Origin of the sequence: Arthrobacter sp. UNCCL28, assembly GCF_900102805.1 — a bacterium.
In the GTDB taxonomy this organism is placed as follows: domain Bacteria; phylum Actinomycetota; class Actinomycetes; order Actinomycetales; family Micrococcaceae; genus Arthrobacter; species Arthrobacter nicotinovorans_A.
The window spans coordinates 375,507-398,471 of record NZ_FMWE01000002.1 but is presented as its reverse complement, the minus strand read 5'-3'; the positions used below and the strand labels follow the sequence as shown (position 1 = coordinate 398,471).

Here is a 22,965-nt window from a genome sequence, read left to right as displayed (position 1 = left end):
GTCAGGCCGGGACGCCGTACCGGTGTTCCGGCCGGCCCGTGGTCCCGTAGCGCAGTTGGATCTCGACGGCGCCATCGTCCGCCAGCGAGGAAAGGTACCGTTGCGCCGTGGCCCGGGAAACGCCAACGCGTTCAGCCACCTCGGCAGCTGAGTACTGTTCACCGGGCAGCAGGGATTCGAGGACGGCAGCTTCGGTTGCCGAACGGGGTTTGGCGGCCGGCGTAACATCACCCGGGATCAGGGACCGCTTGGCCCGCTCAATGGTGGTTTGGTCCACAGCGGTTTGCTGGGCCAAAATCCGCCGGTATCTGGCGTAGGAGCGGAGCTGTTGGGACAAGGACTCTGCGGTGAACGGCTTGAGCATGTACCCCAGGGCGCCGCGCCTGAAAGCCACCCTGATGGATTGGGCGTCAGAGGCCGCCGTGAGCATGATGGCATCCACGTCCAATTGGCCCAGAAGGTCCAGGCCGGAGCCGTCCGGTAGGTATACGTCCAGCAGCACCAGATCGGGGCGCAGGCTATGGATGGCCTGCAAAGCCTGGGACACCGACCCCGCCGGTGCCAAGGCCATGAAGCCGGCCACCGAATCCACATAGGCGGCGTGGAGCCTGGCAACGTGGAAGTCGTCATCCACAATCAGCACGCGTAAATCCTCAGCCATTGCTGTCCTCCCTCAACGTCGGGTCGGTTCCGGCAGCACCCTGTTCGGCAGCACCGCGCCCGGCCGCATCCATGACGCCGGGGATCGTTGCCATGAATACCGCGCCGGGGCCGCCGTGGCTCCCGGGCTCCAGGACGCGGACATCACCGCCGCGCCGCCGAGCAAGCTGCCGCACCAATGCCAGCCCCAAACCTTGTCCAGCCCCCGAGCGTACCGGTTGTGCCGACGTCGTAAATCCTTCCGCGAAGATTTCTTCAGGTTCCAGGCCCCCCAAACCGTCGCCGGAGTCGCCCACCACCAGATGCAAAGTCCCGCCGGTTGTGGTGGCGTCATCGAGCAGTTCGACCTCCACCCAGCGCTCGTCCGAGGAGCCTGCGACGGCGGCGCTCACCGCATTGTCGATCAGGTTGCCCAGCACTGTGGTCACGTCCTGTGGATCGGCAACGTGTCCACGGACCAGTGTTTCGGGTCCGATGCGCAGGGCCACGCCACGCTCCGAGGCCTCTACGCTCTTCGCTCCTACGAACGCCTGCAAGTAGGGGTCCTGAAGCAATTCGGCCTGCTCCAGCGGAAACTTCAACGGCCCTGTTGCCGAGATCCTGGCCAGGTACTCTTTGGCAGATTGGTACTGGCCGATGCTCATGAAACCGGCGATGGTGTGGAGTTGGTTGGCGAACTCGTGGCGCTGGGCGCGCAGTGCGGTGGACATGGTCCCCACGGCGTCGAGTTGACGGGTCAGCTGCTGCAGTTCGGTGCGGTCCCGCAACATGACCACCCAGCCCAGGTCCTCCTTGCGGTGCCAGGCCTTCCGCGCACTGGCAACAAGTACGCGCCCGCCCGCCACGATTTCGACGGCTTCGGCATCCCGGGATGCCGGCTGGGTGAGCTGCTTGAGGTGTTCGGGAACGGCGGCGGAGACCCAGTCCTGGCCGGTGGCATCGGGCATGTCCAGGAGCCTGGCGGCTGCGGCGTTGAAAACGGAGATGCGACCATCCGCGGCGATGCCGATCACGCCGTCGTCCACGCCTTGAAGGACTGCCACTTGATCATGGACCAGGGTGCTGATTTCCTCGGGCTCCAAGCCGAGGGTGAGCCGCTGCAGCCTGCGCCGGAGCAGGAACGATGCCAACACGCCGGCCACCAAAGAACCCCCGGCAGTGAGGGCAATGGGCGCAATGTCCCGGGCAAGGCTGTTGCTGAGCGACTCCACGGAATAGCCCACACTGACTTCGCCCACAATGGCACCGGAAGCCCCCGGGGCGTAGACGGGTACTTTAGCCCCGGCGGATGGTCCCAGGGTTCCGGTGTTGCGCGTGGTGATTTCCTCTCCGGCAAGTGCCACGGAAGGATCCGTGCTGACCCGCTCGCCCAGCCGGGCGATCTCGGGGTGGGCCAGCCGGAGCCCGGTTTCGTCCGTGATGACCACGAACAATGCGCCCGTCCGGTTTCGCACGGCTTCGGCGGCAGCTTGGAGGGGTCCGGCCGCAAGGATATCCGGGGGAGGCGTTCCTTCTTCTTTGCTGATGGACTGGACGCTGGACCTGATATCCGGATCTGCAGCAACCGTCCTGGCAAGGGTGAGTGCCTGGTTCTCGGCTTCGTCGCCGATCCGTTCGTACACCAGCCACCCATGGACGGCACCGCTGAGCAGGACCACCAGCAGCACCACCCCAAGCTGGAGGAGGAGGGTTTGGGTGGAGAAACGCATGCTCCATTGAAGCACTGAGCACAATGCGCACAACCTTCGTAACGAGCAGTATTCCCAACAATTCCCACAAACCCCTCCCAGTGACGGGCGCCACCATATCGTCTGTAGTGCGCATCACACCGACGTGGCGCCATTCACAGTAGTAAGGAGCCGGCCGTGCTGGTTTTGCTTGGATTCGCAATGATTGCGGTATTCATGGTCCTGATCATGACCAAAAAGTTGACGCCAGTGTTGGCGCTGATCATCGTCCCTACCGTCTTCGGCCTTTTCGCCGGGGCGGGCCTCGGTATCGGACCCATGGTCATGGACTCCATGAAGTCCATGACGTCCACGGCCGCACTCCTGATGTTCGCGATCATTTACTTCGGCCTGATGATCGACGTCGGCCTCTTCGATCCCTTGGTGAAGTTCATCCTCCGCAAGCTGGGCAACGACCCCGCCAAGGTGGTCCTCGGCACGGCAATCCTTGCCGCAGCGGTTTCCCTGGACGGTGACGGCTCCACCACCTTCATCCTCACCACCGCCGCCATGCTGCCCGTATACCTGCGCCTCAAGATGAGCCCCGTGGTCCTCACCTGCGTGGCCGGCCTGGCCAACGGCACCATGAACATCCTCCCGTGGGGCGGGCCAACCGCCCGCGCCGCCACCGCCCTGAAGCTCGATGTCAACGACGTCTTCGTCCCCATGGTCCCGTCCCTCATCGTCGGCCTGATCGTTGTCCTGGTCTTCGCCTGGCTGCTCGGCCTGCAGGAACGCAACCGCCTCCGCACCACCGCTCCTGAGATCTGGGGCGACGTCGCCGATCCTTCAGAAGCGTTCGACGGCGGCACGGGCCGCGGCGGTGCCGTCACCCCCGGTTCCGGTACAGGTTCAGGCGCCGGCCGGTTCGGCTTTGCCCGTAAGGGCTCAACCACTGCGGGCAAGCCAGGCACCGGCGGAGGCTCCGGCGTCGCGGTTCTTGAAGACCCGGCAACCCTGGTGGACGACCACGACACCGCCATGGCGGACACCGCGCTGGACCCCAACCGCGCCACCTTGCGTCCCAAGCTGTTCTGGTTCAACCTGGCCCTGACGGTCGCCGTCATGGTGGTCCTGGTGGCCAACATCGTTCCGCTGCCGTTCGTCTTCATGGTGGGCTCCGCCATTGCCCTGCTGGTGAACTTCCCCAAGGTCAAGGACCAGGGCGCGCAGCTGATCGCCCACGCACCTTCGATCGTCGCCGTTGTCAGCATGGTCATGGCAGCTGCAGTACTCACCGGTGTCCTGAACGGCACTGGCATGGTGAAGGCAATGTCCGAGTGGCTGGTCCAGATCATCCCCGCGGACATGGGCCCGTTCATGGCCATCATCACCGGCCTCCTCAGCATCCCCATGACCTTCTTCATGAGCAACGACGCCTTCTACTTCGGAGTCCTGCCAGTCCTCTCCGAAACCGCAGCGCACTACGGCGTCGATGCCGTGGATATGGCCCGCGCCTCCATCACCGGGCAGCCATTCCACCTGCAGAGCCCCTTGGTTCCGGCCATCCTCCTGCTGGTCTCCCTGGCCAAGGTGGACCTGGGCGACCACCACAAGAAGGTCCTCTGGCGCACGGCAGTGATCTCGGTGGTCATGCTGGCAGTGGGTGTCCTGACCGGAGCAATCGGCATCGGCTGACCTGCCGGATAGAACCCCAACGCCGGTGTGCCGACAAAGCAATCCGGCCCGGACAATCCTCCGGAGGGCGGCCTGAAATGGCCGCCTTCCGGCGCAAAAGAACCCAGACATCCTCCGCGTGCTGCTCCTTCGTCGCTTTGACGCACGCTTCCGGATGCCTGGGTTCTTTTGCGAGAGCACCCAGTCAGCCCGCGCACCAAAGGAAGCTTCGCACCACATCGCGAATCAAGCCCACCCACCCCCCGACCCCAACCCAACAGGAAAGCAAAGCCCGACATGGTCCGCCCGAGGGTCTTTTGGTTTGGAGATCCCGGAGCAGCGTAGGGCGCCGGCCGCAAGGTGGGATGGGCAGGGAGGCGGCGGTCCGGAGACATCCTGCCGGTCGCGTCTAAGCGAGGCACGAGCGAGCGACCAAAGGATCGTGTCCGGGCAGTCGCCGCAGGCGAGCACTTTCCACATAGCCAACCCCGCCGTCTGACCGGCACACCCAAGCCAAGTAGACTGGTCCGGAAAACCATTTGAACTTTGCAGGGGAGATCCATGGCTGCGATCAACCGTGACGACGTCGCGCATCTTGCGCGTCTGGCTCACATTGAAATGAGTGCCGAAGAACTGGACAGGATGGCTGTTGAGCTTGCTGTCATTGTGGATTCGGTGAAGAGCGTGAGCGAAGCTGCGGGGGAGGACGTCCCGGCGACGTCGCACCCGATTCCGTTGACCAATGTGTTCCGTGAGGACGTTGTGGGCCACACGTTCACGGCGGAGCAGGCGTTGTCCGGCGCACCGGATGCTTACGAGAACCGTTTCAAGGTCCCCGCGATCCTGGATGAGGGCTAATCACATGACTGAACCGAAGAACGAACTCATCCACCACTCCGCTGCCGATCTCGCTGCCAAGCTGGCCGCCCGCGAGGTCACCGCCGTCGAGGTGACGCAGGCGCACCTTGACCGTATCGCCCTTGTTGATGGCGGAGCCGATGGTGTCCACGCCTTCCTGCACGTAAATACCGAAGAGGCTTTGGCTGTTGCGGCCGAGGTTGACGCTGCCCGTGCTGCGGGCGGTTCCGCGGCCGCAGAGCTGCACGCCCTCGCCGGTGTACCCATCGCCGTGAAGGACCTCATCGTCACGATCGGGCAGCCGACCACGGCTGGTTCGAAGATCCTTGAGGGCTGGCACAGCCCTTACGACGCCACAGTGGTGAAGAAGCTGCGCGCGGCGAAGATGCCGATCCTGGGTAAGACCAACCTGGACGAATTCGCCATGGGTTCCTCCACGGAGCACTCGGCGTACGGCCCCACCCGCAACCCTTGGGACCTGAACCGGATTCCCGGTGGATCCGGCGGTGGCTCCGCTGCCGCCGTCGCCGCTTTCGAAGCGCCGCTGGCGCTCGGCACGGACACCGGTGGCTCCATCCGCCAGCCCGGTGCCGTCACGGGCACCGTTGGCGTGAAGCCGACGTACGGTGCGGTTTCGCGGTACGGCGCCATTGCCATGGCCTCGTCCCTGGACCAGATCGGCCCGGTTTCCCGTACGGTGCTGGACTCGGCGCTGCTGCAGGAAGTCATCGGCGGGCATGACCCCTTTGATTCGACGTCGCTGACCGATCCGTTCAACGATCTTGTTGCTGCCGCCCGCGTCGGCAACGTGGCCGGCATGAAGATCGGCATCGTCAAGGAGCTTCACGGCGAGGGCTACCAGGCCGGCGTCGAGAACCGTTTCAATGAGTCCCTCCAGCTGCTCAAGGATGCAGGCGCTGAAATCGTCGAGGTTTCCTGCCCCAACCTGAAGTACGCCTTGGGCGCCTATTACCTGATCATGCCCTCCGAGGTGTCCAGCAACCTGGCCAAGTTCGACGGCGTCCGATTCGGTATGCGCGTCCTCCCCAAGGACGGACCCATGACCATCGAGCGCGTCATGGGTGCCACCCGTGCCGCTGGTTTCGGCGACGAAGTGAAGCGACGCATCATCCTCGGTACCTACGCGCTGAGCGCCGGCTACTACGACGCCTACTACGGCTCGGCCCAGAAGGTCCGTACGCTCATCCAGCGTGACTTCGATGCCGCTTTCGCCAAGGCCGATGTCCTGATCTCCCCGACGGCGCCCACCACGGCGTTCAAGCTGGGCGAGAAGCTGGATGATCCCTTGGCTATGTACCTGAACGACGTCGCCACCATCCCGGCCAACCTTGCCGGTATTCCGGGTCTGTCCTTGCCGGGTGGCCTGGCTGATGAAGACGGCCTGCCCGTTGGCATCCAGTTGCTGGCTCCTGCCCGCCAGGACGCCCGCCTGTACCGTGTGGGCGCAGTCCTCGAATCAATGCTTGAAGAGAAGTGGGGCGGTCCGATGCTTGCGCAGGCGCCTGCTCTCGGTGCAGTATCCAACACCGCCGGAGGTTCCAACTAATGTCCGTCGACGCAACCCTGAGCTTCGAAGAGGCCATGGAGAAGTACGATCCCGTTTTGGGGTTTGAGGTCCATGTGGAGCTCAACACCAAGACCAAGATGTTCTCCTCCGCGCCGAACGTTTTCGGTGACGAACCGAACACCAACGTCAACGAGGTTGACCTGGGCATGCCCGGCGTCTTGCCCGTGGTGAACAAAACGGCTGTGGAGTCCTCCATCAAGATCGGCCTTGCCTTGAACTGCAAGATTGCCGAGTCCTGCCGCTTCGCCCGGAAGAACTATTTCTATCCGGATACCCCCAAGAACTTCCAGACCTCGCAGTATGACGAGCCGATCGCCTACGACGGTTATCTGGACATTGAGCTTGAGGACGGCACCGTCTTCCGCGTGGAGATCGAGCGCGCCCACATGGAGGAAGACGCCGGCAAGCTCACGCACATGGGTGGCGCGGCCGGCCGTATCCAGGGTGCCGATTACTCGTTGGTGGACTACAACCGTTCGGGTGTTCCGTTGGTGGAAATCGTCACCAAGCCCATTGAGGGTGCCGGCAGCCGGGCGCCTGAACTGGCCAAGGCCTACGTCGCCGCTGTCCGTGAGATCGTGAAGAACCTTGGCGTTTCCGACGCCAAGATGGAGCGCGGAAACGTCCGTTGCGACGCCAACGTTTCTCTCCGCCCGCATGGTCGGGAACGCTTCGGTATTCGTTCGGAGACCAAGAACGTGAACTCGCTGCGGGCCGTCGAGCACGCCGTCCGCTACGAAATCCAGCGCCACGCTGCCGTCCTTGACTCCGGCGAGCCGGTCATCCAGGAGACGCGCCACTGGCACGAGGACACGCGTTCGACGACGTCGGGCCGGCCCAAGTCCGACGCTGACGATTACCGCTACTTCCCGGAGCCGGACCTGGTTCCGGTTGTCGCCTCCCGTGAGTGGGTGGAGGAACTCCGCGCCACCCTTCCCGAGCCGCCGGCCGAGCGTCGCAAGCGCCTGAAGGAAGCATGGGGGTACTCGGATCTGGAATTCCGTGACGTAGTGAACGCAGGTGTCATGGATTCCATTGAGGAAACCATTGCTGCCGGTGCCTCCGCCGATGTTGCCCGCAAGTGGTGGATGGGCGAAATCGTAGGCCGTGCCAAGGTGGCCGACGTCGATCCTTCCGAGCTCGGTGTCACCCCGCAGGTCATTGTCGAGCTGAACAAGCTCGTTGAAGACGGCAAGATCAACAACAAGATGGCCACGCAGGTCCTGGACGGCGTGCTCGCCGGCGAAGGAACTCCGGCGGAGATCGTCGAGAAGCGTGGCCTTGCGGTTGTCTCCGACGACGGGCCTCTCTTGGAAGCGATCGACGCAGCACTGGCAGCACAGCCGGATGTCGCCGAGAAGATCCGTGGCGGCAAGGTCCAGGCCATCGGTGCAATCGTTGGCGGCGTCATGAAGGCCACCCGTGGCCAGGCAGACGCTGGACGCGTCCGCGAACTCATCCTTGAGAAGTTGGGCGTCCAGGGCTAAGCGCCCGTTCTTCCCTTCAAAGTAGGCCGCAGTTTTTACTGCGGCCTACTTTGCTTTGGGCGCACAATGGATCCATGGCCACATTTTCACCCAGCTTCCGGAAGGTCCTTCTGGCCGGCGGAATCGCCGTTGCCTTGACCGGCGGCGGGGCCGCCGCCGTGTGGGCGGGCACCCAACCCAGCCCTTCGCCGTCGAGCGCTTCTGCCTCACCCGGTCCGTCCGCGTCCGCTAAAACCGACCCCACCGCAGGCCGCGGGCAGCCAATCCATGGCGAACACGTGGTGAAGCAGCAGGATGGGAGCTACCGCACCGTGGTGACCCAGGCCGGAACCATTGATGCCGTGAGCGCTTCGGAGGTGACTGTGAAGAGCGAGGACGGTTTCAGCCAGCGCTACGCGATCAACGCGGAGACGCGGATCGCCAAAGTCTCTGCAGGGACCTCGGAGCCGGGGAATGGCAGAGGCAGGCCGTCACTGACGTCGGCCACGGCGGCTGACCTCAAAGCCGGCGATGCCGTGCGCATCAGCGGCACCAAGGATGGCGGCTCAGTGACAGCCACCAGGATCGTCTCCGGCGATCTGCCGGTTGGCATTAAAGGCCATGGGCACCAGCGTGGGCATGGGCACAAGTAGGTCAAAGCCCCGCAGCTAGAGGGCCACCGTCCTGAAACCGAGGTTGCCGCTGGCTGAGTCCGGCGTGTTTGAGCTCCGCGCGGCGAGGCGGTAGCGGTTGCAATAGGAATCGTGGCAGAGGTATGAGCCGCCGCGCATTACCCGGCCCCGGCCGATGCTGGGCCCTTGCGGGTCCTGGACGGTTCCCTGTGCGTGGCAGGTCTTGTAGTACTTGGGCAGGAACCAGTCGCTGCACCATTCCCACACATTCCCGCTGGTTTGGTATAGCCCGTAGCCGTTGGGGTTGAACGCTTTGGCGGGCGCGGTGGTGAGGTAGCCGTCCTCCACTGTGTTGCGGGTCGGGAAGTCGCCCTGCCAGATGTTGCAGTTGTGTCCCTCTGTTGTTGCTGTGGTGGAGTGCAGATCGTTGCCCCAGGGATAGCGCTGCCCCGACAGCCCGCCGCGTGCGGCATATTCCCACTCGGCCTCCGTGGGAAGCCTGCGACCCGCCCATTGGCAGTAAGCCAAGGCGTCGTTGTGGGACACATGTGTAACGGGGTGGTCCGGGATGTCGGACCAGTGGGAGAGCTTGCCTCCAGGATGGGCCCAATCCGCTCCACGGACATTCAGCCACCAAGGAACGTTGTTGACCCGGTTCAAAACGTCCTGGCTGTTGGCCTCCACGGCAAGGTGGAACACTGCTGATGTTCCGTAGATCTCCGACTCCGTGCGGTGGCCGGTGGCATCGACGAAAGCGGCGAACTCTTCGTTGGTCACGGTGGTGGCGCTGATCCGGAACTGTGAGACCGACACCTCGTGCACGGGTGATTCGCCGTCGTCTTCGTAACCTTCGTTGAAGGGATCGCCCATGGAAAACGTTCCGGCAGGGATGTCGACATCGTTGGTTCCGTCGCCGCTTACGGCTGGGACAGCCGTCGACGCGGAAGGCTCGACGGCGGCGCCCGGGTCCCGGTGTCCGCCCGCCGGGCGCAGGGGCAGTGCCGGCCCGGGCGCGGGGTGTTCCCGGGCACCGGCGCCCGGGCTGCAGCAATCTGCCATGTCCACCTTCTGTCTGAAAATCCAACTGCTTGTACTTTAGCGGGGCCGGGTGGCCTGCCGGAGGCTCCTGCTCTGCCCTCGCCTCAATTACGCACCCGTCCCCGCCCGCGCCGTTGCCGCCCGCGCCACAGTGAGCCAACCCCAACCAAACTGATGAAAAGTGATTTTTGCGATCACTTTCAATCATGTTCTTGCAAAAAGAGATCCTTGTCACTTATGGTTTGTTAAACGGTTAACGAGCGTGGCTTGGATCACATTGCTGATACGGGCTCAACACTTGAGGAGACAGCATGAACTCGACGACGGAACAGGCCCCGGCACTGCCGGAGGCCCGCGGGGTCGCGACGCCGGCACGGGGGAGCGCCCCTGGATCTGCGAAGAAGCGGAAGAGGAACAAGCCCCCGCAGCAGAGTTTCCGGTCCCGTCTGCGGCGCGACAAGCAGATGCTGCTCATGATGGTCCCGGGTGTGGCGTTCCTGCTGCTCTTCTTCTACATCCCCATCCTGGGCAACGTCATCGCGTTCCAGGACTACCAGCCCTATCTGGGCATCGGTGACAGTCTGTGGGTCGGCTGGCAGAACTTCGTGGACCTGTTCGGAAACCCGGACTTCATTCACGCCTTCTGGAACACCTTGTACCTGGCCGGCTGGCAGCTGGTGTTCCTGTTTCCGGTTCCCTTGGTACTGGCGCTGATCGTGGACTCGTTGGTCAGCACCCGGGTCCGGCGGATTTTCCAGAGCATCGCTTACCTCCCGCACTTCCTGTCCTGGGTTCTGGTCATCGCGTTCTTCCAGCAGATGCTCGGCGGCGCAGGCTTCGTCAACAACCTGCTGAGGGAATGGGGAATGGACCCCATTCCGTTCATGACCAATCCGGAAACTTTCCCGGTAATGGTGGTTGTCCAAATGATCTGGAAGGACGCCGGGTGGGCAATGATCATCTTCCTGGCAGCCCTTGCCAGCATCGATGCGTCCCTTTATGAGGCTGCTGCTGCCGACGGCGCCGGTCGATGGCGCCGGATGTGGCACATCACCCTTCCGGGTTTGAGGCCCGTGATCGTACTTTTGCTGATCCTGCGCATCGGCGACATCCTCTCGGTCGGCTTTGAACAGTTCATCCTCCAGCGCGACGCTGTCGGTGCTGGAGCCGCGGAAGTGCTGGACACCTTCACTTACTACACCGGCGTGGTGGGCGGCGGCTGGAGCTCAGGGGCCGCAGCCGGCCTGGCCAAGGGAGTGGTCAGTGCTCTCTTGATCTACGGCGCCAACAAACTTGCCCACCGCTTCGGCGAAGACGGCATCTTCGCAAAACAAGTGCGCTGAAAGCCACGCTGACCCTCGCGCCTGCCGCACAAGGAGAAACCCATGGCAACAACACTTTTCACCAGGAAACCCCGGGAACTTACCTACAACCCCAAGCGCCCGGTCTGGAAGGAAAAGCCTTCCGCCCTTTACCAAACGATCAAAGCAGTAGTGCTGGTCGTCTTCAGCTTGTCCATCCTCACGCCCATCCTGCTGGTGGTCTCGACGTCCCTCGCTGACACAGAGCAGTTGGTGAAGGCAGGCGGCTTTGTCCTCTGGCCCGAACGCCCCACGTTGGAGGCCTACGCCACCATCTTCAAAGGCCCCATGGTGCTGCAATCACTAGGCGTAAGCATGCTGGTCACAGCAGTAGGGACCATCCTGGCGCTCTTCGTGACCATCACCATGGCCTACGCCACCAGCCGTACCGTCCTCTTTGGCCGCCCGGTGATTCTCGCCGTCCTGTTCACCCTCCTGTTTGCTCCGGGCCTGATCCCGTCGTTCCTGATGATCCGGCAACTGGGCCTGTTGGACTCGCTGTGGTCCTTGATCCTGCCGGGCATCTTTGGAGCCTTCAACTTTGTGGTGATGCGGTCATTCTTCATGAACATCCCCGGTGAACTGATCGAAAGTGCCAGGATCGACGGCGCCAACGACTGGCAAATCCTTTGGCGCATCGTGATGCCACTGTCCAAAGCCGTGATCGCCGTGGTCGGGCTGTTCTACGCGGTCGGTTTCTGGAACTCGTTCTTCAACGCGCTCCTCTACATCAACGATCACAGCAAGTGGCCCATCCAGTTGCTGCTCCGCAATTTCGTGGTCCAAGGCAGCGGGGCGGCTGACCAGTTGGGAATCACCACTACGCCGCCGCCGCAGTCCATCCAGATGGCCGTGGTCGTGGTGGCCCTGGTCCCCATCCTGATGGTCTACCCCTTCCTGCAGAAGCACTTCGCCAAGGGCGTCATCACCGGCGCCGTCAAGGGCTGACAGCCTCCCGAACTCCAGAAATACCCAAGCACTCAAACCTCAGAGAAAAGCAAGTAACCAGAAAGGGTTATGCCATGACGAGCACTACCTCCCAGGCTGGATTCAGCCGACGCGGTTTCCTTGGCCTCGCAGGCCTGGCCGTGACCGCTGCAGGCCTGTCCGCCTGCGGTGGCGGCGGAGCATCGGGCAGTGGAGGCGCCGCTGCCTCCGCTTCGGTCAAGTTGCCCACCTACAGGGAATTCACCGGCGTTACCCCGGATATTGCGGGCAACGCCAAGGGCCTCCAAGCCGGCTACTTCAAGCTGCCCAACGCCGTGCAGTCAGTGAAGACACCGCCGCTCAAGGGCAAAGTGACCGGCCTGACCGAAACGTTCGACACCATGAGCCCCGGCATGAAGGACAATCCCTTCTGGCAGCGGCTCAACACCAAGCTCGGTGGTGACCTGGAGCTTCAGATCGCCGAAGACATCGGAGACGGCTACCCGGCAAAGTTCGCCACCGTCCTGGCCAGCAACGATCTGCCGGACATGATGTGGGTTCCGCCGAACCAGGGTATCCCCAACGTCGGGCCCATGCTGGAAGCCAAGTTCCAGGACCTGACGCCGTACCTCTCCGGTGACGCCGTCCTTGAGTACCCCAACCTGGCTGCACTGAAGCCCGATTCCTGGAAGACCGCCGTCGTGAACGGCAAGATCTGGGGAGCTCCCATCCCGAGCACCCCGTTCGGCCAGGTGTACCTTGGCAACCACGACATGTGGGCGAAGGTGGGCGGCTTTGAAGCGGCAAGCGCCGATGAGTTCCTGGACAAAGCCAAGGAGCTGACCCGTCCCGGTGACCAGCAGTATGCGTTGGAACCGGCCTACATCAATGCCCTTCACATGGTCACCGAATGGTTCGGGGCCCCCAACAGCTGGGCTGTGAACAAGGACCGTACCCTTACCCACCTCTACGAGACAGACGAGTACCTGGCCGGTGTGGAGTTCACCGCCAAAATGTTCGCAGCAGGCGTGTTCTACCCGGACTCCAAGGCAACGGACATCCGCTCACGTGTCGCCAACGGCAGCGTGGCAGCCCAGGTAGTGGTTGGCCCGCACGATATCCGGAGCTACCGCGCGCTGAACAAGACCGCCCGGTTCGATGTCCTCATTCCGTTCAGTGCCGACGGCAAGGTCAAGCCGGTTTACGACATGGGTTACGGCACGGTGGGCTTCACGCCGTTCAAGAAGGCCGAGGAAGGGAAGATCCGTGAACTGCTCTCCCTCATCAACTACCTGTCCGCCCCGTTCGGCACGGTGGAGTACATGCAGAAGAACTTCGGCGAGCTGGGTGAGGACTACACCATCGACGGTTCGGGCAACCCGGCACGCACCGAGACCGGAACCACCAACGCGCCGGGCCTGGTCTCGGCGTTGAACATCATGTCCAGCCCGGAGAACGTCATCTTCAACCCGGGCTTCGACGACGACACCCGGTACGTCAGCCAGCAGGAAGAAAAACTGCTTGAGTTTGCATGGCGCAACCCCACCAACGGTTCCTACTCGGACACCAACGCCAAGGTAGGCGCCAAAATCACGAAGCAACTGCGGGACAAGGTAGTGGACATCATTACTGGCCGCGCCAAGGTGGACGAGCTAAAGGACGCTGTGAAGCGTTGGAAGAGTGAAGGCGGCGACAAGATGCGCGAGGAATACCAGGCCGCGTTGGACCCGAATGTGCCGGTATTCAGGAGCTAGCCTCAAACAAACAACCAGCCAGTGCCGGAAACCACTGGCGGACAACGAACACAGCAGGGGGAACCATGGCAAAAGCAAGCACCACCGGAGTCCGGCCCACCATTCGCATGGTGGCCGAACTGGCAGGCGTGTCCACCGCCACGGTCTCCTACGTGTTGTCCGGTCGCCGAGGTGATGGCGGCCCCGGTGTTTCGGACCCGACGGCGGAGAAGGTCAAGGCGGCCGCGGAGCGGCTTGGCTACCGCCCCAACCAGGCAGCCCGGGCCATCCGGACGGGCCGCACCAACACCGTGATCCTTTCTCTGACCATGCTCTCCGATCCGTGGTCGTTGTCGGTGATCGAGGCCGTTCAAAAGGCGGCCGCCCCGTTGGGAATCACCCCGATGATCCTTGGGGACGCCGACTGGGTCAAGGTCCTTGGCACGCACAATGCCGACGCTGTGTTCGTCGACGCCGTCCGTCCTGATCAGAGGGAGGCCTTGCGAAAACTGGCAGGGCACGGAACCACGCTGGTGGTCTTTGACGAGAACGTGAATGCGGAAGGCTTCGACGTCATCCGATCCATCGCCGGACCCGGCTGCCGCATGGCCGTGGAGCACCTGCTCCACGGCCATCGCAGGGTCGCCTGCCTGACTCCTGCTACGGCGGCCGGCACATCCGGTGGCACCAGGTACCGCGCGTACGCAGAGGCACTGGAGCACGCGGGGATTCCGCAACGCGAGGAATACGTGGGGTTGTTCGATGGCACCAGCGCCGGGGCCTATGCGGCAGCAACCCGCGTGCTCAGCCTGCCGGACAGGCCCACAGCCATCTACGCCACCACGGATTATGCCGCAGTCAGCGCCATCAACGCCGCCCAGAGATTGGGCCTGGCGGTAGGCGCCGACGTAGACATCATCGGCGTGGGCAACACCGTGGAGGGCGAAAGGATGTCGCCCTCCCTCAGCACAGTTGGTCCAGTGGATTTCTTCGACAAACTTGCCCGGCTGCTCCTGCGCCGTGCGACAGGACCGGCCGATGCCGGCACCGCAGAGGAGCCCGGTGTCCTGGACTTCCCCTGGCACTTGTTCGTGCGTGAATCGGCGCCGCACCGCAGCGCCGCAACCAGACTTTACTAAGCAACAGAAGAAGGAAACTGCACACCATGGAAAAGGATTTGAAGGTCGGCATCGTTGGTTTCGGCCTGCGATCGGGGCTGTGGAAGCATGCCCACAAGCCAGGCCAGGGCTCTGAGGTCACCATCGTTTGCGACCTCAGTGAACGCGGCCGGGCAGACGCTGCAGAACGGATTCCCACCGCCCGCGTCACGGGGGATCTCGAGGAACTCATGGCCAGTGGGATCGACGCTGTCCTGGTCCTGACCCCGGACAACCAGCACGCCGCCGTCGCAGTCCGTACGCTCAAGGCGGGAATCCCAACCTTCTGCGAGAAGCCCCTGGACATCACCATCGAGGCTGCGGACTTGATCCTCAAGACCGCCTATGAGACCGGCACCCGTCTTTACGTCGGCCACAACATGCGGCACATGCCGGTTGTAGTACAGATGCGCCAACTCATCGAGGAAGGCAGGATCGGCGAGGTCAAAGCGGTCTGGTGCCGCCACTTCGTGGGCCACGGTGGCGACTACTACTTCAAGGACTGGCACGCTCAACGGGCAAACGTCACCTCGCTCCTGCTCCAAAAGGGTGCCCATGACATCGACGTGATCCATTGGCTGGCGGGGGGATACACCAAGCGGGTTTCCGCCGTCGGAGATCTGGCCGTATACGGCGATGTAGCCAACCGGAGCGACAACGCCGGCAAGCGCATGGGGGACTGGTTCTCCATGGACAACTGGCCGCCCACCGAGCAGAAGGACCTGGCGGAGGTGATCGACGTCGAGGACATTTCCATGATGAACATGGTCCTGGACAACGGTGTGCTGGCTTCATACCAGCAATGCCATTTCACCCCGGACTACTGGCGCAACTACACCGTCATTGGTACCAAGGGGCGCATTGAGAACCTTGGCGACGGGCCGGGGGAGACCATCAATGTATGGACCAGCCGGTCCTCCGGCTATGCCGTACCGGACGAGGTCATCACCATCGAGGATGGCGAAGGCGGCCACGGCGGTGCGGACCCGCGCCTGATCGGGGAGTTCCTGCAGTTCGCTTCCGAAGGCGGCCGGACCCAAACAAGCCCCATTGCGGCGCGGCAGGCAGTGGTGGCCGGCATCCTGGCGGCGGAATCACTGCGTGGTGACGGCTCTGCCCGGGAGGTGCCGGAGCTGCCTGCGGAGCTGGTGGCGTATTTCGACGCCGGACAGCCCGCCTTGGTCCGCGACTGACCCGGGCTGCCCGGTCCGCGATGGTCAGCCCTGGTCAGTGCCGGCCGGACAGTTCCACAAGCTCGGTCATGACGGTTTGAAGTGACTCGCAAACCGTCATGACCGATGTCCGCTTGAGCGTTTCGGGGCGGGCCAGGATGTCGATCTTGCGCACCGAATTCACTCCTGACAATGGACGCAGCACCACCCCGGCATCGAGCACCCGTCGCGCGGTGAACCGGGGCAACAGTCCGATCGCCCCGCCCGCAGACACCAGCGCCGCCACCGTGGAATAGTCGTTGATCCGGTGCAGCACCTCGGCGGGCCTGCCACTAACGGCAACGACGGCGGCAAGGACGTCCGCGGGGGAGTAGCCGTCACGGCTGGTCACCCAGGATTCACCCACGACGTCGGATGGTTTCAGTTCCGCACGGTCCGCCAGGGGGTGATCCGCGGGGAGGGCGATGTCCAGGGGCTCGTCGGCGAGGGGAATCACGGCCACCTTGTCTTCGGGCCACTGGGGGCTGTTGTCCATCCGGTGCGCCAAAACCAAGTCATAGCGGGCCGCCAACCCCGGGAAATCCTCCTGGGCAACATCCTCATCGGAGAGGCGCAGGCGCGGTGACATCCCGCCGTCGGACGCTGTTCCGGATGCCAGCAACGCCGCCAACGGGGCGAACAACGCCTGCCCGGCGCTATGGAAGGCGCTCACGCTCACCGGGGCGTCCGGAGCATCGTGGTAGGCCCCAATGGCGGCCCGCGCATCTGCCATGGCATTGACGACGGCGGCACCCGCCTCTGCGAGGACGCGGCCTGCGTCGGTGAGCACCAGAGCCCGGCCCTCTTTGCGCGTCAGTGGCACGTCCACTGACTTTTGCAGCAAAGCGAGTTGTTGGGAAACAGCGGACGGGGTCACCATCAGGGTTTCTGCCACGGCCTTCACGCTGCCAAGGTCGCCAAGCTCCCGGAGCATCTGCAACTGGTGAATTTCCATTAGCAAATCCTAAATCGTTGATTGAGAAGAATCTAGTTGTGCTAAATCGTTGGCGGCGCTCTAATGGACTCAGCAGCAGCGAAGCAGCCCCAGCAGTGAGGAATCCCATGAAGGCTCTCTACAAATCCGGACCCCACGCAGGGTTCGAACTCGTCGAACGTCCCGAGCCCGAAGCGGGCCCCAGTGACGTCAAGATCCGTGTGATGACCACCGGCATCTGCGGCACCGACCTCCACATTCAAAGCTGGGACGCATGGGCGCAGGGCATCATCGAAACCCCGCTCATTGCCGGACATGAGTTCTACGGCGAAGTGGTGGAAATCGGCGAGGATGTCCGCGACGTCAAAGTAGGGGACAGGGTCTCCGGCGAGGGCCATGTGGTCTGCGGAATCTGCCGCAACTGCCGCGCCGGACGCCGCCAGATGTGCATCCACACCGTGTCCGTCGGTGTGCAGCGCGATGGTGCTTTCGCTGAATACGTCGTCATCCCGGAAACCAACGTCTGGGTTCACCACGATGAATCCGTCACCCCGGAACTCGGAGCGATTTTCGACCCCTTCGGCAACGCCGTCCACACGGCACTGAGCTTCCCGCTGGTTGGCGAAGATGTGCTCATTACAGGTGCCGGACCCATCGGGCTGATGGCCATCGCCGTCGCCCGTCATGCCGGTGCACGTAAGATCGCCATCACTGACATCTCAGCCCCGCGGCTGGAACTGGCGCGGCAAATGGGTGTAGACCTCGCCGTCGACGTCTCCAAGATGCGCGTCCGCGAAGCCCAGCAGGAACTGGGCATGCGCGAAGGATTCGACATCGGCCTGGAAATGTCGGGACACCCCACGGCGCTGCCTGAGATGATCGACAACATGAACCACGGCGGACGCATCGCCATGCTCGGGCTCCCCAGCCAGTCCATTGATATTGACTGGGCCAAGGTAGTCACGCACATGCTCACCCTCAAGGGCATCTACGGCCGGGAGATGTTCGAGACCTGGTACGCCATGAGCGCCATGCTGTCCTCCAACCCCGCGCTGCATCGAAACATCTCCGCGGTGGTCACCGACAAACTGTCGGCAAAGGACTGGGAGAAGGGCTTCGAGATCGCCCGCAACGGTACCGGCGGCAAAGTGGTCCTCGACTGGACCGAACTCTAATCCCATACGGCACCCCGACGCATCCTTGCCCCGGACACCCCCAACTTTAGGAGTACCCATGTATTCAGCCATCAAAGACCAGCTGCAAGGCGAACTTGAGGAGATCCGCGGCGCCGGACTCTTCAAGACCGAACGCCACATCGATTCCCCTCAGGCCAGCCACATCGCTGCCGGGCAGCTCGGCCAGCCGGCCAACAAGGTCCTCAATTTCTGCGCCAACAACTACCTCGGCCTGGCAGACCACCCGGAGATCATTGCCGCCGCCAAGACAGCCATGGACGAGCGCGGCTTCGGGATGGCATCGGTGCGTTTCATCTGTGGAACCCAGGACCTGCACTTGGAACTCGAGGGCCGCGTCTCGAAGTTCCTTGGTACTGAGGACACCATCCTCTTCTCCAGCTGCTTTGACGCCAACGGTGGCGTTTTCGAGTCCTTGTTCGGCCCGGACGATGCCATCATCTCCGACTCCCTGAACCACGCCTCCATCATTGACGGCATCCGCCTGAGCAAGGCCAAGCGCTTCCGCTACGCCAACCAGGACATGGCCGATCTCGAAGCCAAGCTTCTGGAGGCTTCGGGGTCGCGTCGCAAGATCATCGTCACGGACGGTGTGTTCTCCATGGATGGCTTCCTTGCACCACTTGAAGCAATCTGCGACCTCGCCGAGAAGCACGATGCACTGGTCATGGTGGACGACTCCCACGCCGTCGGCTTCATGGGCCCCACCGGCGCCGGCACCCCCGAACACGCCGGTGTCTCCGAGCGTGTGGATATCTACACCGGCACCTTCGGCAAGGCACTTGGCGGCGCCTCGGGTGGCTACGTTTCCGGCCGCGGCGAGATCGTTGCGATGCTCCGCCAGAAGGCCCGCCCGTACCTGTTCTCCAACTCCCTGGCCCCGGCAATCGTCGCGGCCACCATCAAGGCCATTGAACTGGTACAGGAGTCCGGTGAACTCCGCACCCGACTTTTTGAGAACGCAGCTTTGTTCCGCCGCCGCATGAGCGAGGAAGGCTTCGAGCTCCTCGACGGCGAGCACGCCATCATCCCCGTCATGTTTGGCGACGCCGTGATGGCCGCCAGGATCGCGGACGAAATGCTCAACAACGGCGTCTTCGTGACGGCCTTCAGCTTCCCCGTGGTGCCCAGGGGTGCGGCCCGGATCCGTGTGCAGCTCTCTGCCGCCCACAGCGCGGACGACGTCGAAGCCTGCGTCCAGGCGTTCGTCAAGAGTCGCGCCGCAGTCGCCTAAGCCCTCACTCACATCCCCCGGGGGTTTGGGTGGATCCTCTCTCACGTCCCCCGGGGGTTGGGTGGATCCTCTCTCATGTCCCCCGGGGGTTTGGGGTGATCCTCTCTCATGTCCCCCTGGGGTTTGGGGTGTTCCTCTCTCACGTCCCCCTGGGGTTTGGGGTGATCCTCTCTCACATCCCCCGGGTTTTGGGGTGATCCTCGCTCACTTTCTTCAAGAAAGTAAGCGAGCGTCGGCTCCCGTCCTAAAGGTGCCGGACGAATCTTTCCGGGGCGTCCAGAAATGACCGCCAATTGGTGACCAGGTCCAGATCCGACCATTGTCTGGACCGAAGACCCCAGTGCCCGACTTCAAGTATTTGGGCACCCGGAAGTGCGGCAAGCAAAGGCGAATGCGTAGACATGATGACCTGGGACTTGCCATCAACCAGCAACTCCTTGAGAACTGAGAGCAGGCTGAGGCAGCCATTGAACGACAACGCTGATTCCGGCTCATCCAATACCCATAATCCGGGCCCACGGAACCGGTCAACAGCGAGCTCGAGGAACGATTCGCCGTGGGACATGTCGTGGAAGGGCAAGTCGCCGTACGTGCTGGGGTTCTGCTCGAGATAGGTGAAAAAACCGTGCATGGTTTCAGCCCGGAGGAAGTAACCACGCTTGCTGCTTCCGGCGTTTCGGATGAGTTGCAGGTGGCTGCCCAGTTCGGATTCGGTGGACCTTGTAGTGTGTCGGGCCCCCGTTGAGCCGCCCTCCGGAGACAGACCGTAGGCCATGGCGATGGCCTCGACAACTGTCGACTTACCAGAACCGTTTTCGCCCACCAGGATTGTTGCAGGCGTCAGATCCAGACCTTGGTCCAGAAGCTGTGCCACCGGAGGAAGGCTGGCCGGCCACTGGCGGCGGTCCAGTGCTTTGGCGGGATCTTCCGCTACTCGCCGGATGGGATGGTTGCGGTGCATGCCGTCATTGTTGCAGTACTGGCCGACGTTGAAGCCCAGGGACCCGGCGCGCATTGAAGGGTGTGGGATGTGGGAGAAGGTTTCCCTGGAGGGTGTGGGATGTGAGAGAAGGTTTCCCCTGACGGGTGTGGGATGTGGGAGAAGGTTTCCCTTGATGCGGGTGGGATGTGGGAGAAGGTTTCCCTGGAGGGTGTGGGACGTGAGAGATGGTTTCCCCTGGAGGGCTTGGGATGTGAGAGAGCATCGGGTCTGACAGGATGGTCCCATGGCTTCGAATTATGACGTGGTAATCGTTGGCGGCGGGATCGGCGGACTGTCCTTGGCGGCGGCCCTCGCGGGCAAGTGCACTGTGGCGCTTGTCGAAGCGGAGCAATCCCTTGCTTTCCACACTTCCTCGCGTTCAGCCCGGCAGTTGATCCCCAGCTACGGCCCGGCGGTGGTGCAGGAACTGACCATCCGAACCTTGGAGATGCTGGCAGCCCGGGATGCCGTAGCGGCAGAACCCATCCTCACCCCGCGTGGCTTCATGCTGGTGGGCGATGAAGAATCGGTACGGGCCGAGGCCAGCGGGAACATGCACGCTATTACCCACGACGAAGCCATGCGTCTTTGCCCGGCCCTGGACCCCGGGTCTTTCACATCGGCCGGGCTGGATAATGGCTCCTTCGGCTGCAACGCCCCGCTCTTGCTGGACGAGCACCGCCGGACGGCAGAAGCTGCCGGCGTGGACATCATCACCGGAGCCAGGGTCCACTCCGCCCAGCGGTTGGGGAGCGGCTGGCAGGTGGGCGCCGGCACCGAAGGCTTCCAGTCCGGCGTCGTGGTTAATGCCGCAGGTGCCTGGGCGGACGAGCTTGCCGTTATCAGCGGCGTGGAGAAGTTGGGCCTGCAGCCATACCGTCGGACTGCCGCGATTGTGAATGTCGAGAACCCCCTGACGCCCCAAACGCCCATGGTGTGCGCAGCAGATGACTCGTTCTACTTCCGCGCCGAAGGCAACCAAGTGCTGATCTCGCCCTCGGAAAGCGTGCCCAGCGGCGCAGAAGATGCCAAGCCATACGCTGGTGATGTGGAGGCCTTGATCAGCAACCTCAACACCGTGACGACGCTGGGGATCCGCTCAGTGGACCGCGCGTGGACGGGCCTGCGCACCGAAGCTGCAGACGGAGTTCCGGCGGTGGGATTCGACGCCGAAGCGCCCGGCTTCTTCTGGCTGGCCGGACAGGGCGGCTACGGTTTCCAAACGTCCTCGGCCATTGCGGAACTGGCCGCTGCCCTGATCCTCGGCGAGGTCGGGGCAGACAGTCCGGAATCCCGGACAGCGGAGCAGCTCGCAGCCACACGCTGGTCCATCCGGCGCTGAACAATAGGGTCATGAGCGGAAACAGGAACGGGAACAGCGGCAGCACAGTCATCACCAACATCGGCGAACTGATGACCCAGGACCTTGAGCACCGGGTCCTGAAGGACGCCGCAATCGTGTTCGAAGGCGAGCGCATCTCCTGGATCGGTTCGGCCAAAGACGCTCCGGCCGCTGACGAAATGATCGACGCCGAGGGCCGCGCCGTCCTGCCCGGCTGGGTGGATTCGCATTCCCATCTGGTCTTCGCGGGGGACCGCACGGCTGAGTTCGAGGCCCGCATGGCGGGCCAGAGCTACAGCGCAGGCGGGATCGCTGTCACCACGGGTGCCACGCGCAGGGTCAGCGACGACGAGCTTGCCCGCCTGGTCCGGGGCCGCGTGGTCGAGGCAGTCTCGCAAGGAACCACCTACTTGGAGAGCAAGACCGGGTACGGGCTTGACGTTGACAACGAGGCCCGCAGCGCCCGCATCGCCGCAGCGGAAGTTGATGAGGTCACTTACCTCGGGGCGCACCTTGTCCCGAAAGGTTCAGATCCCGAGGAATACACGGACCTGGTGTGCGGTCCGATGCTGGACGCCGTCCTGCCGTATGTCCGCTGGGCAGATGTGTTTTGCGAACGGGGGGCGTTCACTGAGGACCAGTCCCGGCGTGTCCTGACGGCAGCGAAAAAGGCCGGACTGGGCTTGAGGGTCCACGGCAACCAACTCGGCGAGGGCCCCGGTGTTGCCTTGGCCGTGGAGTTCGCCGCTGCCAGCGTGGACCATGTCAACTACCTCTCGGACAAGGACATTGCTGCGCTCGCGGGAACGTGGGCCGGCTGGGATCCGGCCACGGGTCAGGGAAGCAGGGGCACTGTGGCAACGTGCCTTCCTGCCTGCGATCTTTCCACCCGGCAGCCGCTTGCCCCAGGCCGTGAATTGCTCGACGCCGGCGTGCAGCTCGCCCTTGCGGCGAACTGCAATCCCGGTACCTCGTATACGAGTTCCATGGCCTTCTGTGTCACCACTGCCGTGCTTCAAATGCACCTCAGCGTCCACGAAGCCGTCCGGGCGGCGACGTACGGTGGCGCCTTGGCGTTGGGGCGGGAGTCGGGGAACGACGTCGACGGCGAACGGGCGGTGGGTTCGCTCGCCGTCGGGCATCGCGCGGACTTGCACCTGCTGAAGGCGCCGTCGGCCACGCACCTGGCCTACCGCCCGGGGATCCCGCTGACGCATTCGGTGTGGCGCGCGGGCGTCCGGGCTGTCTGATTAAAGCAACTTAAACAACGCGGGGTCACTTATGGCCCCTTCCGCAGTTCCGGAA

Annotated in this window: 19 protein-coding genes; 14 read left to right on the top strand and 5 right to left on the bottom strand. The window is 63.4% G+C overall.

Features of this window, described 5'->3' with window-relative positions:
* Position 1: 1 nt before the first annotated feature.
* The gene (locus tag BLQ01_RS06500; protein WP_026541437.1) at positions 2-661 is read right to left on the bottom strand and encodes a response regulator; all 660 of its coding nucleotides are present in this window, start codon (positions 659-661) and stop codon (positions 2-4) included.
* Complete coding sequence (locus BLQ01_RS06495) at positions 654-2,369, bottom strand: sensor histidine kinase (protein WP_091550677.1); 1,716 nt, start codon at positions 2,367-2,369, stop codon at positions 654-656. The genes BLQ01_RS06500 and BLQ01_RS06495 overlap by 8 nt, the downstream gene beginning before the upstream one ends.
* Before the next feature lie 156 nt (positions 2,370-2,525).
* Here BLQ01_RS06495 and BLQ01_RS06490 point away from each other — a divergent pair, with 156 nt between their 5' ends.
* From BLQ01_RS06490 to BLQ01_RS06470, 5 genes are all read left to right on the top strand, one after another.
* Positions 2,526-4,025: a CitMHS family transporter gene (locus BLQ01_RS06490; RefSeq protein ID WP_091550675.1), complete on the top strand. Its 1,500-nt coding sequence runs from the start codon at positions 2,526-2,528 to the stop codon at positions 4,023-4,025.
* Between the two features lie 540 nt (positions 4,026-4,565).
* Complete coding sequence (gatC, locus tag BLQ01_RS06485; RefSeq protein WP_026541440.1) at positions 4,566-4,862, top strand: Asp-tRNA(Asn)/Glu-tRNA(Gln) amidotransferase subunit GatC; 297 nt, start codon at positions 4,566-4,568, stop codon at positions 4,860-4,862.
* A gap of 4 nt (positions 4,863-4,866) precedes the next feature.
* A complete protein-coding gene (gene gatA, locus BLQ01_RS06480) occupies positions 4,867-6,429 on the top strand; it encodes an Asp-tRNA(Asn)/Glu-tRNA(Gln) amidotransferase subunit GatA (protein WP_091550673.1) in 1,563 nt (520 codons plus the stop codon).
* Positions 6,429-7,937 carry an Asp-tRNA(Asn)/Glu-tRNA(Gln) amidotransferase subunit GatB gene (gatB, locus tag BLQ01_RS06475; RefSeq protein WP_026541442.1) on the top strand — a complete coding sequence of 503 codons (1,509 nt, stop codon included), beginning with the start codon at positions 6,429-6,431 and terminating at the stop codon, positions 7,935-7,937. Before gatA ends, gatB begins: the two co-directional genes overlap by 1 nt.
* 74 nt (positions 7,938-8,011) lie before the next feature.
* Positions 8,012-8,569, top strand: a complete 558-nt coding sequence (locus tag BLQ01_RS06470; protein WP_091550671.1) for a DUF5666 domain-containing protein — start codon at positions 8,012-8,014, stop codon at positions 8,567-8,569.
* Between the two features lie 15 nt (positions 8,570-8,584).
* Here BLQ01_RS06470 and BLQ01_RS06465 read toward each other — a convergent pair whose 3' ends face one another.
* Positions 8,585-9,607: a formylglycine-generating enzyme family protein gene (locus tag BLQ01_RS06465; RefSeq protein ID WP_091550670.1), complete on the bottom strand. Its 1,023-nt coding sequence runs from the start codon at positions 9,605-9,607 to the stop codon at positions 8,585-8,587.
* Positions 9,608-9,897: 290 nt separating this feature from the next.
* Here BLQ01_RS06465 and BLQ01_RS06460 point away from each other — a divergent pair, with 290 nt between their 5' ends.
* The 5 genes from BLQ01_RS06460 to BLQ01_RS06440 all read left to right on the top strand — a co-directional run bounded on the left by BLQ01_RS06460 (position 9,898) and on the right by BLQ01_RS06440 (position 15,957).
* Entirely contained in the window at positions 9,898-10,929 is a 1,032-nt protein-coding gene (locus tag BLQ01_RS06460; RefSeq protein ID WP_091550668.1) for an ABC transporter permease, read from the top strand.
* Between the two features lie 42 nt (positions 10,930-10,971).
* Complete coding sequence (locus tag BLQ01_RS06455) at positions 10,972-11,895, top strand: carbohydrate ABC transporter permease (protein WP_026547142.1); 924 nt, start codon at positions 10,972-10,974, stop codon at positions 11,893-11,895.
* A 74-nt stretch (positions 11,896-11,969) separates the two neighbouring features.
* A complete protein-coding gene (locus BLQ01_RS06450) occupies positions 11,970-13,628 on the top strand; it encodes a type 2 periplasmic-binding domain-containing protein (RefSeq protein ID WP_026541447.1) in 1,659 nt (552 codons plus the stop codon).
* Positions 13,629-13,693: 65 nt separating this feature from the next.
* Positions 13,694-14,746, top strand: a complete 1,053-nt coding sequence (locus BLQ01_RS06445) for a LacI family DNA-binding transcriptional regulator (protein WP_091550667.1) — start codon at positions 13,694-13,696, stop codon at positions 14,744-14,746.
* A 26-nt stretch (positions 14,747-14,772) separates the two neighbouring features.
* Complete coding sequence (locus tag BLQ01_RS06440; RefSeq protein ID WP_254779258.1) at positions 14,773-15,957, top strand: Gfo/Idh/MocA family protein; 1,185 nt, start codon at positions 14,773-14,775, stop codon at positions 15,955-15,957.
* A gap of 34 nt (positions 15,958-15,991) precedes the next feature.
* Here the strand turns inward: BLQ01_RS06440 and BLQ01_RS06435 are convergent, their stop codons facing one another.
* Positions 15,992-16,930 (bottom strand): LysR family transcriptional regulator, encoded by a 939-nt coding sequence (locus BLQ01_RS06435; RefSeq protein ID WP_026547145.1) that lies wholly within the window; start codon positions 16,928-16,930, stop codon positions 15,992-15,994.
* 107 nt (positions 16,931-17,037) lie between these two features.
* On the opposite strand from BLQ01_RS06435, the gene tdh reads away from it, so the two are divergent.
* Positions 17,038-18,084 (top strand): L-threonine 3-dehydrogenase, encoded by a 1,047-nt coding sequence (gene tdh / locus BLQ01_RS06430; RefSeq protein ID WP_091550664.1) that lies wholly within the window; start codon positions 17,038-17,040, stop codon positions 18,082-18,084.
* Positions 18,085-18,142: 58 nt separating this feature from the next.
* The gene (locus BLQ01_RS06425; protein ID WP_091550662.1) at positions 18,143-19,336 is read left to right on the top strand and encodes a glycine C-acetyltransferase; all 1,194 of its coding nucleotides are present in this window, start codon (positions 18,143-18,145) and stop codon (positions 19,334-19,336) included.
* 244 nt (positions 19,337-19,580) lie between these two features.
* Here BLQ01_RS06425 and BLQ01_RS06420 read toward each other — a convergent pair whose 3' ends face one another.
* Positions 19,581-20,297, bottom strand: coding sequence for an AAA family ATPase (locus BLQ01_RS06420; RefSeq protein ID WP_091551143.1), 717 nt, complete (start codon positions 20,295-20,297; stop codon positions 19,581-19,583).
* Between the two features lie 265 nt (positions 20,298-20,562).
* Between BLQ01_RS06420 and BLQ01_RS06415 the strand changes: the two genes are divergently transcribed.
* Complete coding sequence (locus BLQ01_RS06415) at positions 20,563-21,660, top strand: NAD(P)/FAD-dependent oxidoreductase (protein ID WP_026541454.1); 1,098 nt, start codon at positions 20,563-20,565, stop codon at positions 21,658-21,660.
* A gap of 11 nt (positions 21,661-21,671) precedes the next feature.
* Positions 21,672-22,910 (top strand): imidazolonepropionase, encoded by a 1,239-nt coding sequence (gene hutI / locus BLQ01_RS06410; protein ID WP_091550660.1) that lies wholly within the window; start codon positions 21,672-21,674, stop codon positions 22,908-22,910.
* The last annotated feature ends 55 nt before the right edge of the window (positions 22,911-22,965 follow it).

Excerpts from the sequence above, each read along its gene's own strand:
- BLQ01_RS06500 (WP_026541437.1), bottom strand. The coding sequence starts at position 661 with ATGGCTGAGGATTTACGCGTGCTGATTGTGGATGACGACTTCCACGTT.
- BLQ01_RS06495 (WP_091550677.1), bottom strand. The coding sequence starts at position 2,369 with ATGCGTTTCTCCACCCAAACCCTCCTCCTCCAGCTTGGGGTGGTGCTG.
- gatC (WP_026541440.1), top strand. The coding sequence starts at position 4,566 with ATGGCTGCGATCAACCGTGACGACGTCGCGCATCTTGCGCGTCTGGCT.
- gatA (WP_091550673.1), top strand. The coding sequence starts at position 4,867 with ATGACTGAACCGAAGAACGAACTCATCCACCACTCCGCTGCCGATCTC.
- gatB (WP_026541442.1), top strand. The coding sequence starts at position 6,429 with ATGTCCGTCGACGCAACCCTGAGCTTCGAAGAGGCCATGGAGAAGTAC.
- BLQ01_RS06470 (WP_091550671.1), top strand. The coding sequence starts at position 8,012 with ATGGCCACATTTTCACCCAGCTTCCGGAAGGTCCTTCTGGCCGGCGGA.
- BLQ01_RS06465 (WP_091550670.1), bottom strand. The coding sequence starts at position 9,607 with ATGGCAGATTGCTGCAGCCCGGGCGCCGGTGCCCGGGAACACCCCGCG.
- BLQ01_RS06460 (WP_091550668.1), top strand. The coding sequence starts at position 9,898 with ATGAACTCGACGACGGAACAGGCCCCGGCACTGCCGGAGGCCCGCGGG.
- BLQ01_RS06455 (WP_026547142.1), top strand. The coding sequence starts at position 10,972 with ATGGCAACAACACTTTTCACCAGGAAACCCCGGGAACTTACCTACAAC.
- BLQ01_RS06450 (WP_026541447.1), top strand. The coding sequence starts at position 11,970 with ATGACGAGCACTACCTCCCAGGCTGGATTCAGCCGACGCGGTTTCCTT.
- BLQ01_RS06445 (WP_091550667.1), top strand. The coding sequence starts at position 13,694 with ATGGCAAAAGCAAGCACCACCGGAGTCCGGCCCACCATTCGCATGGTG.
- BLQ01_RS06440 (WP_254779258.1), top strand. The coding sequence starts at position 14,773 with ATGGAAAAGGATTTGAAGGTCGGCATCGTTGGTTTCGGCCTGCGATCG.
- BLQ01_RS06435 (WP_026547145.1), bottom strand. The coding sequence starts at position 16,930 with ATGGAAATTCACCAGTTGCAGATGCTCCGGGAGCTTGGCGACCTTGGC.
- tdh (WP_091550664.1), top strand. The coding sequence starts at position 17,038 with ATGAAGGCTCTCTACAAATCCGGACCCCACGCAGGGTTCGAACTCGTC.
- BLQ01_RS06425 (WP_091550662.1), top strand. The coding sequence starts at position 18,143 with ATGTATTCAGCCATCAAAGACCAGCTGCAAGGCGAACTTGAGGAGATC.
- BLQ01_RS06420 (WP_091551143.1), bottom strand. The coding sequence starts at position 20,297 with ATGCACCGCAACCATCCCATCCGGCGAGTAGCGGAAGATCCCGCCAAA.
- BLQ01_RS06415 (WP_026541454.1), top strand. The coding sequence starts at position 20,563 with ATGGCTTCGAATTATGACGTGGTAATCGTTGGCGGCGGGATCGGCGGA.
- hutI (WP_091550660.1), top strand. The coding sequence starts at position 21,672 with ATGAGCGGAAACAGGAACGGGAACAGCGGCAGCACAGTCATCACCAAC.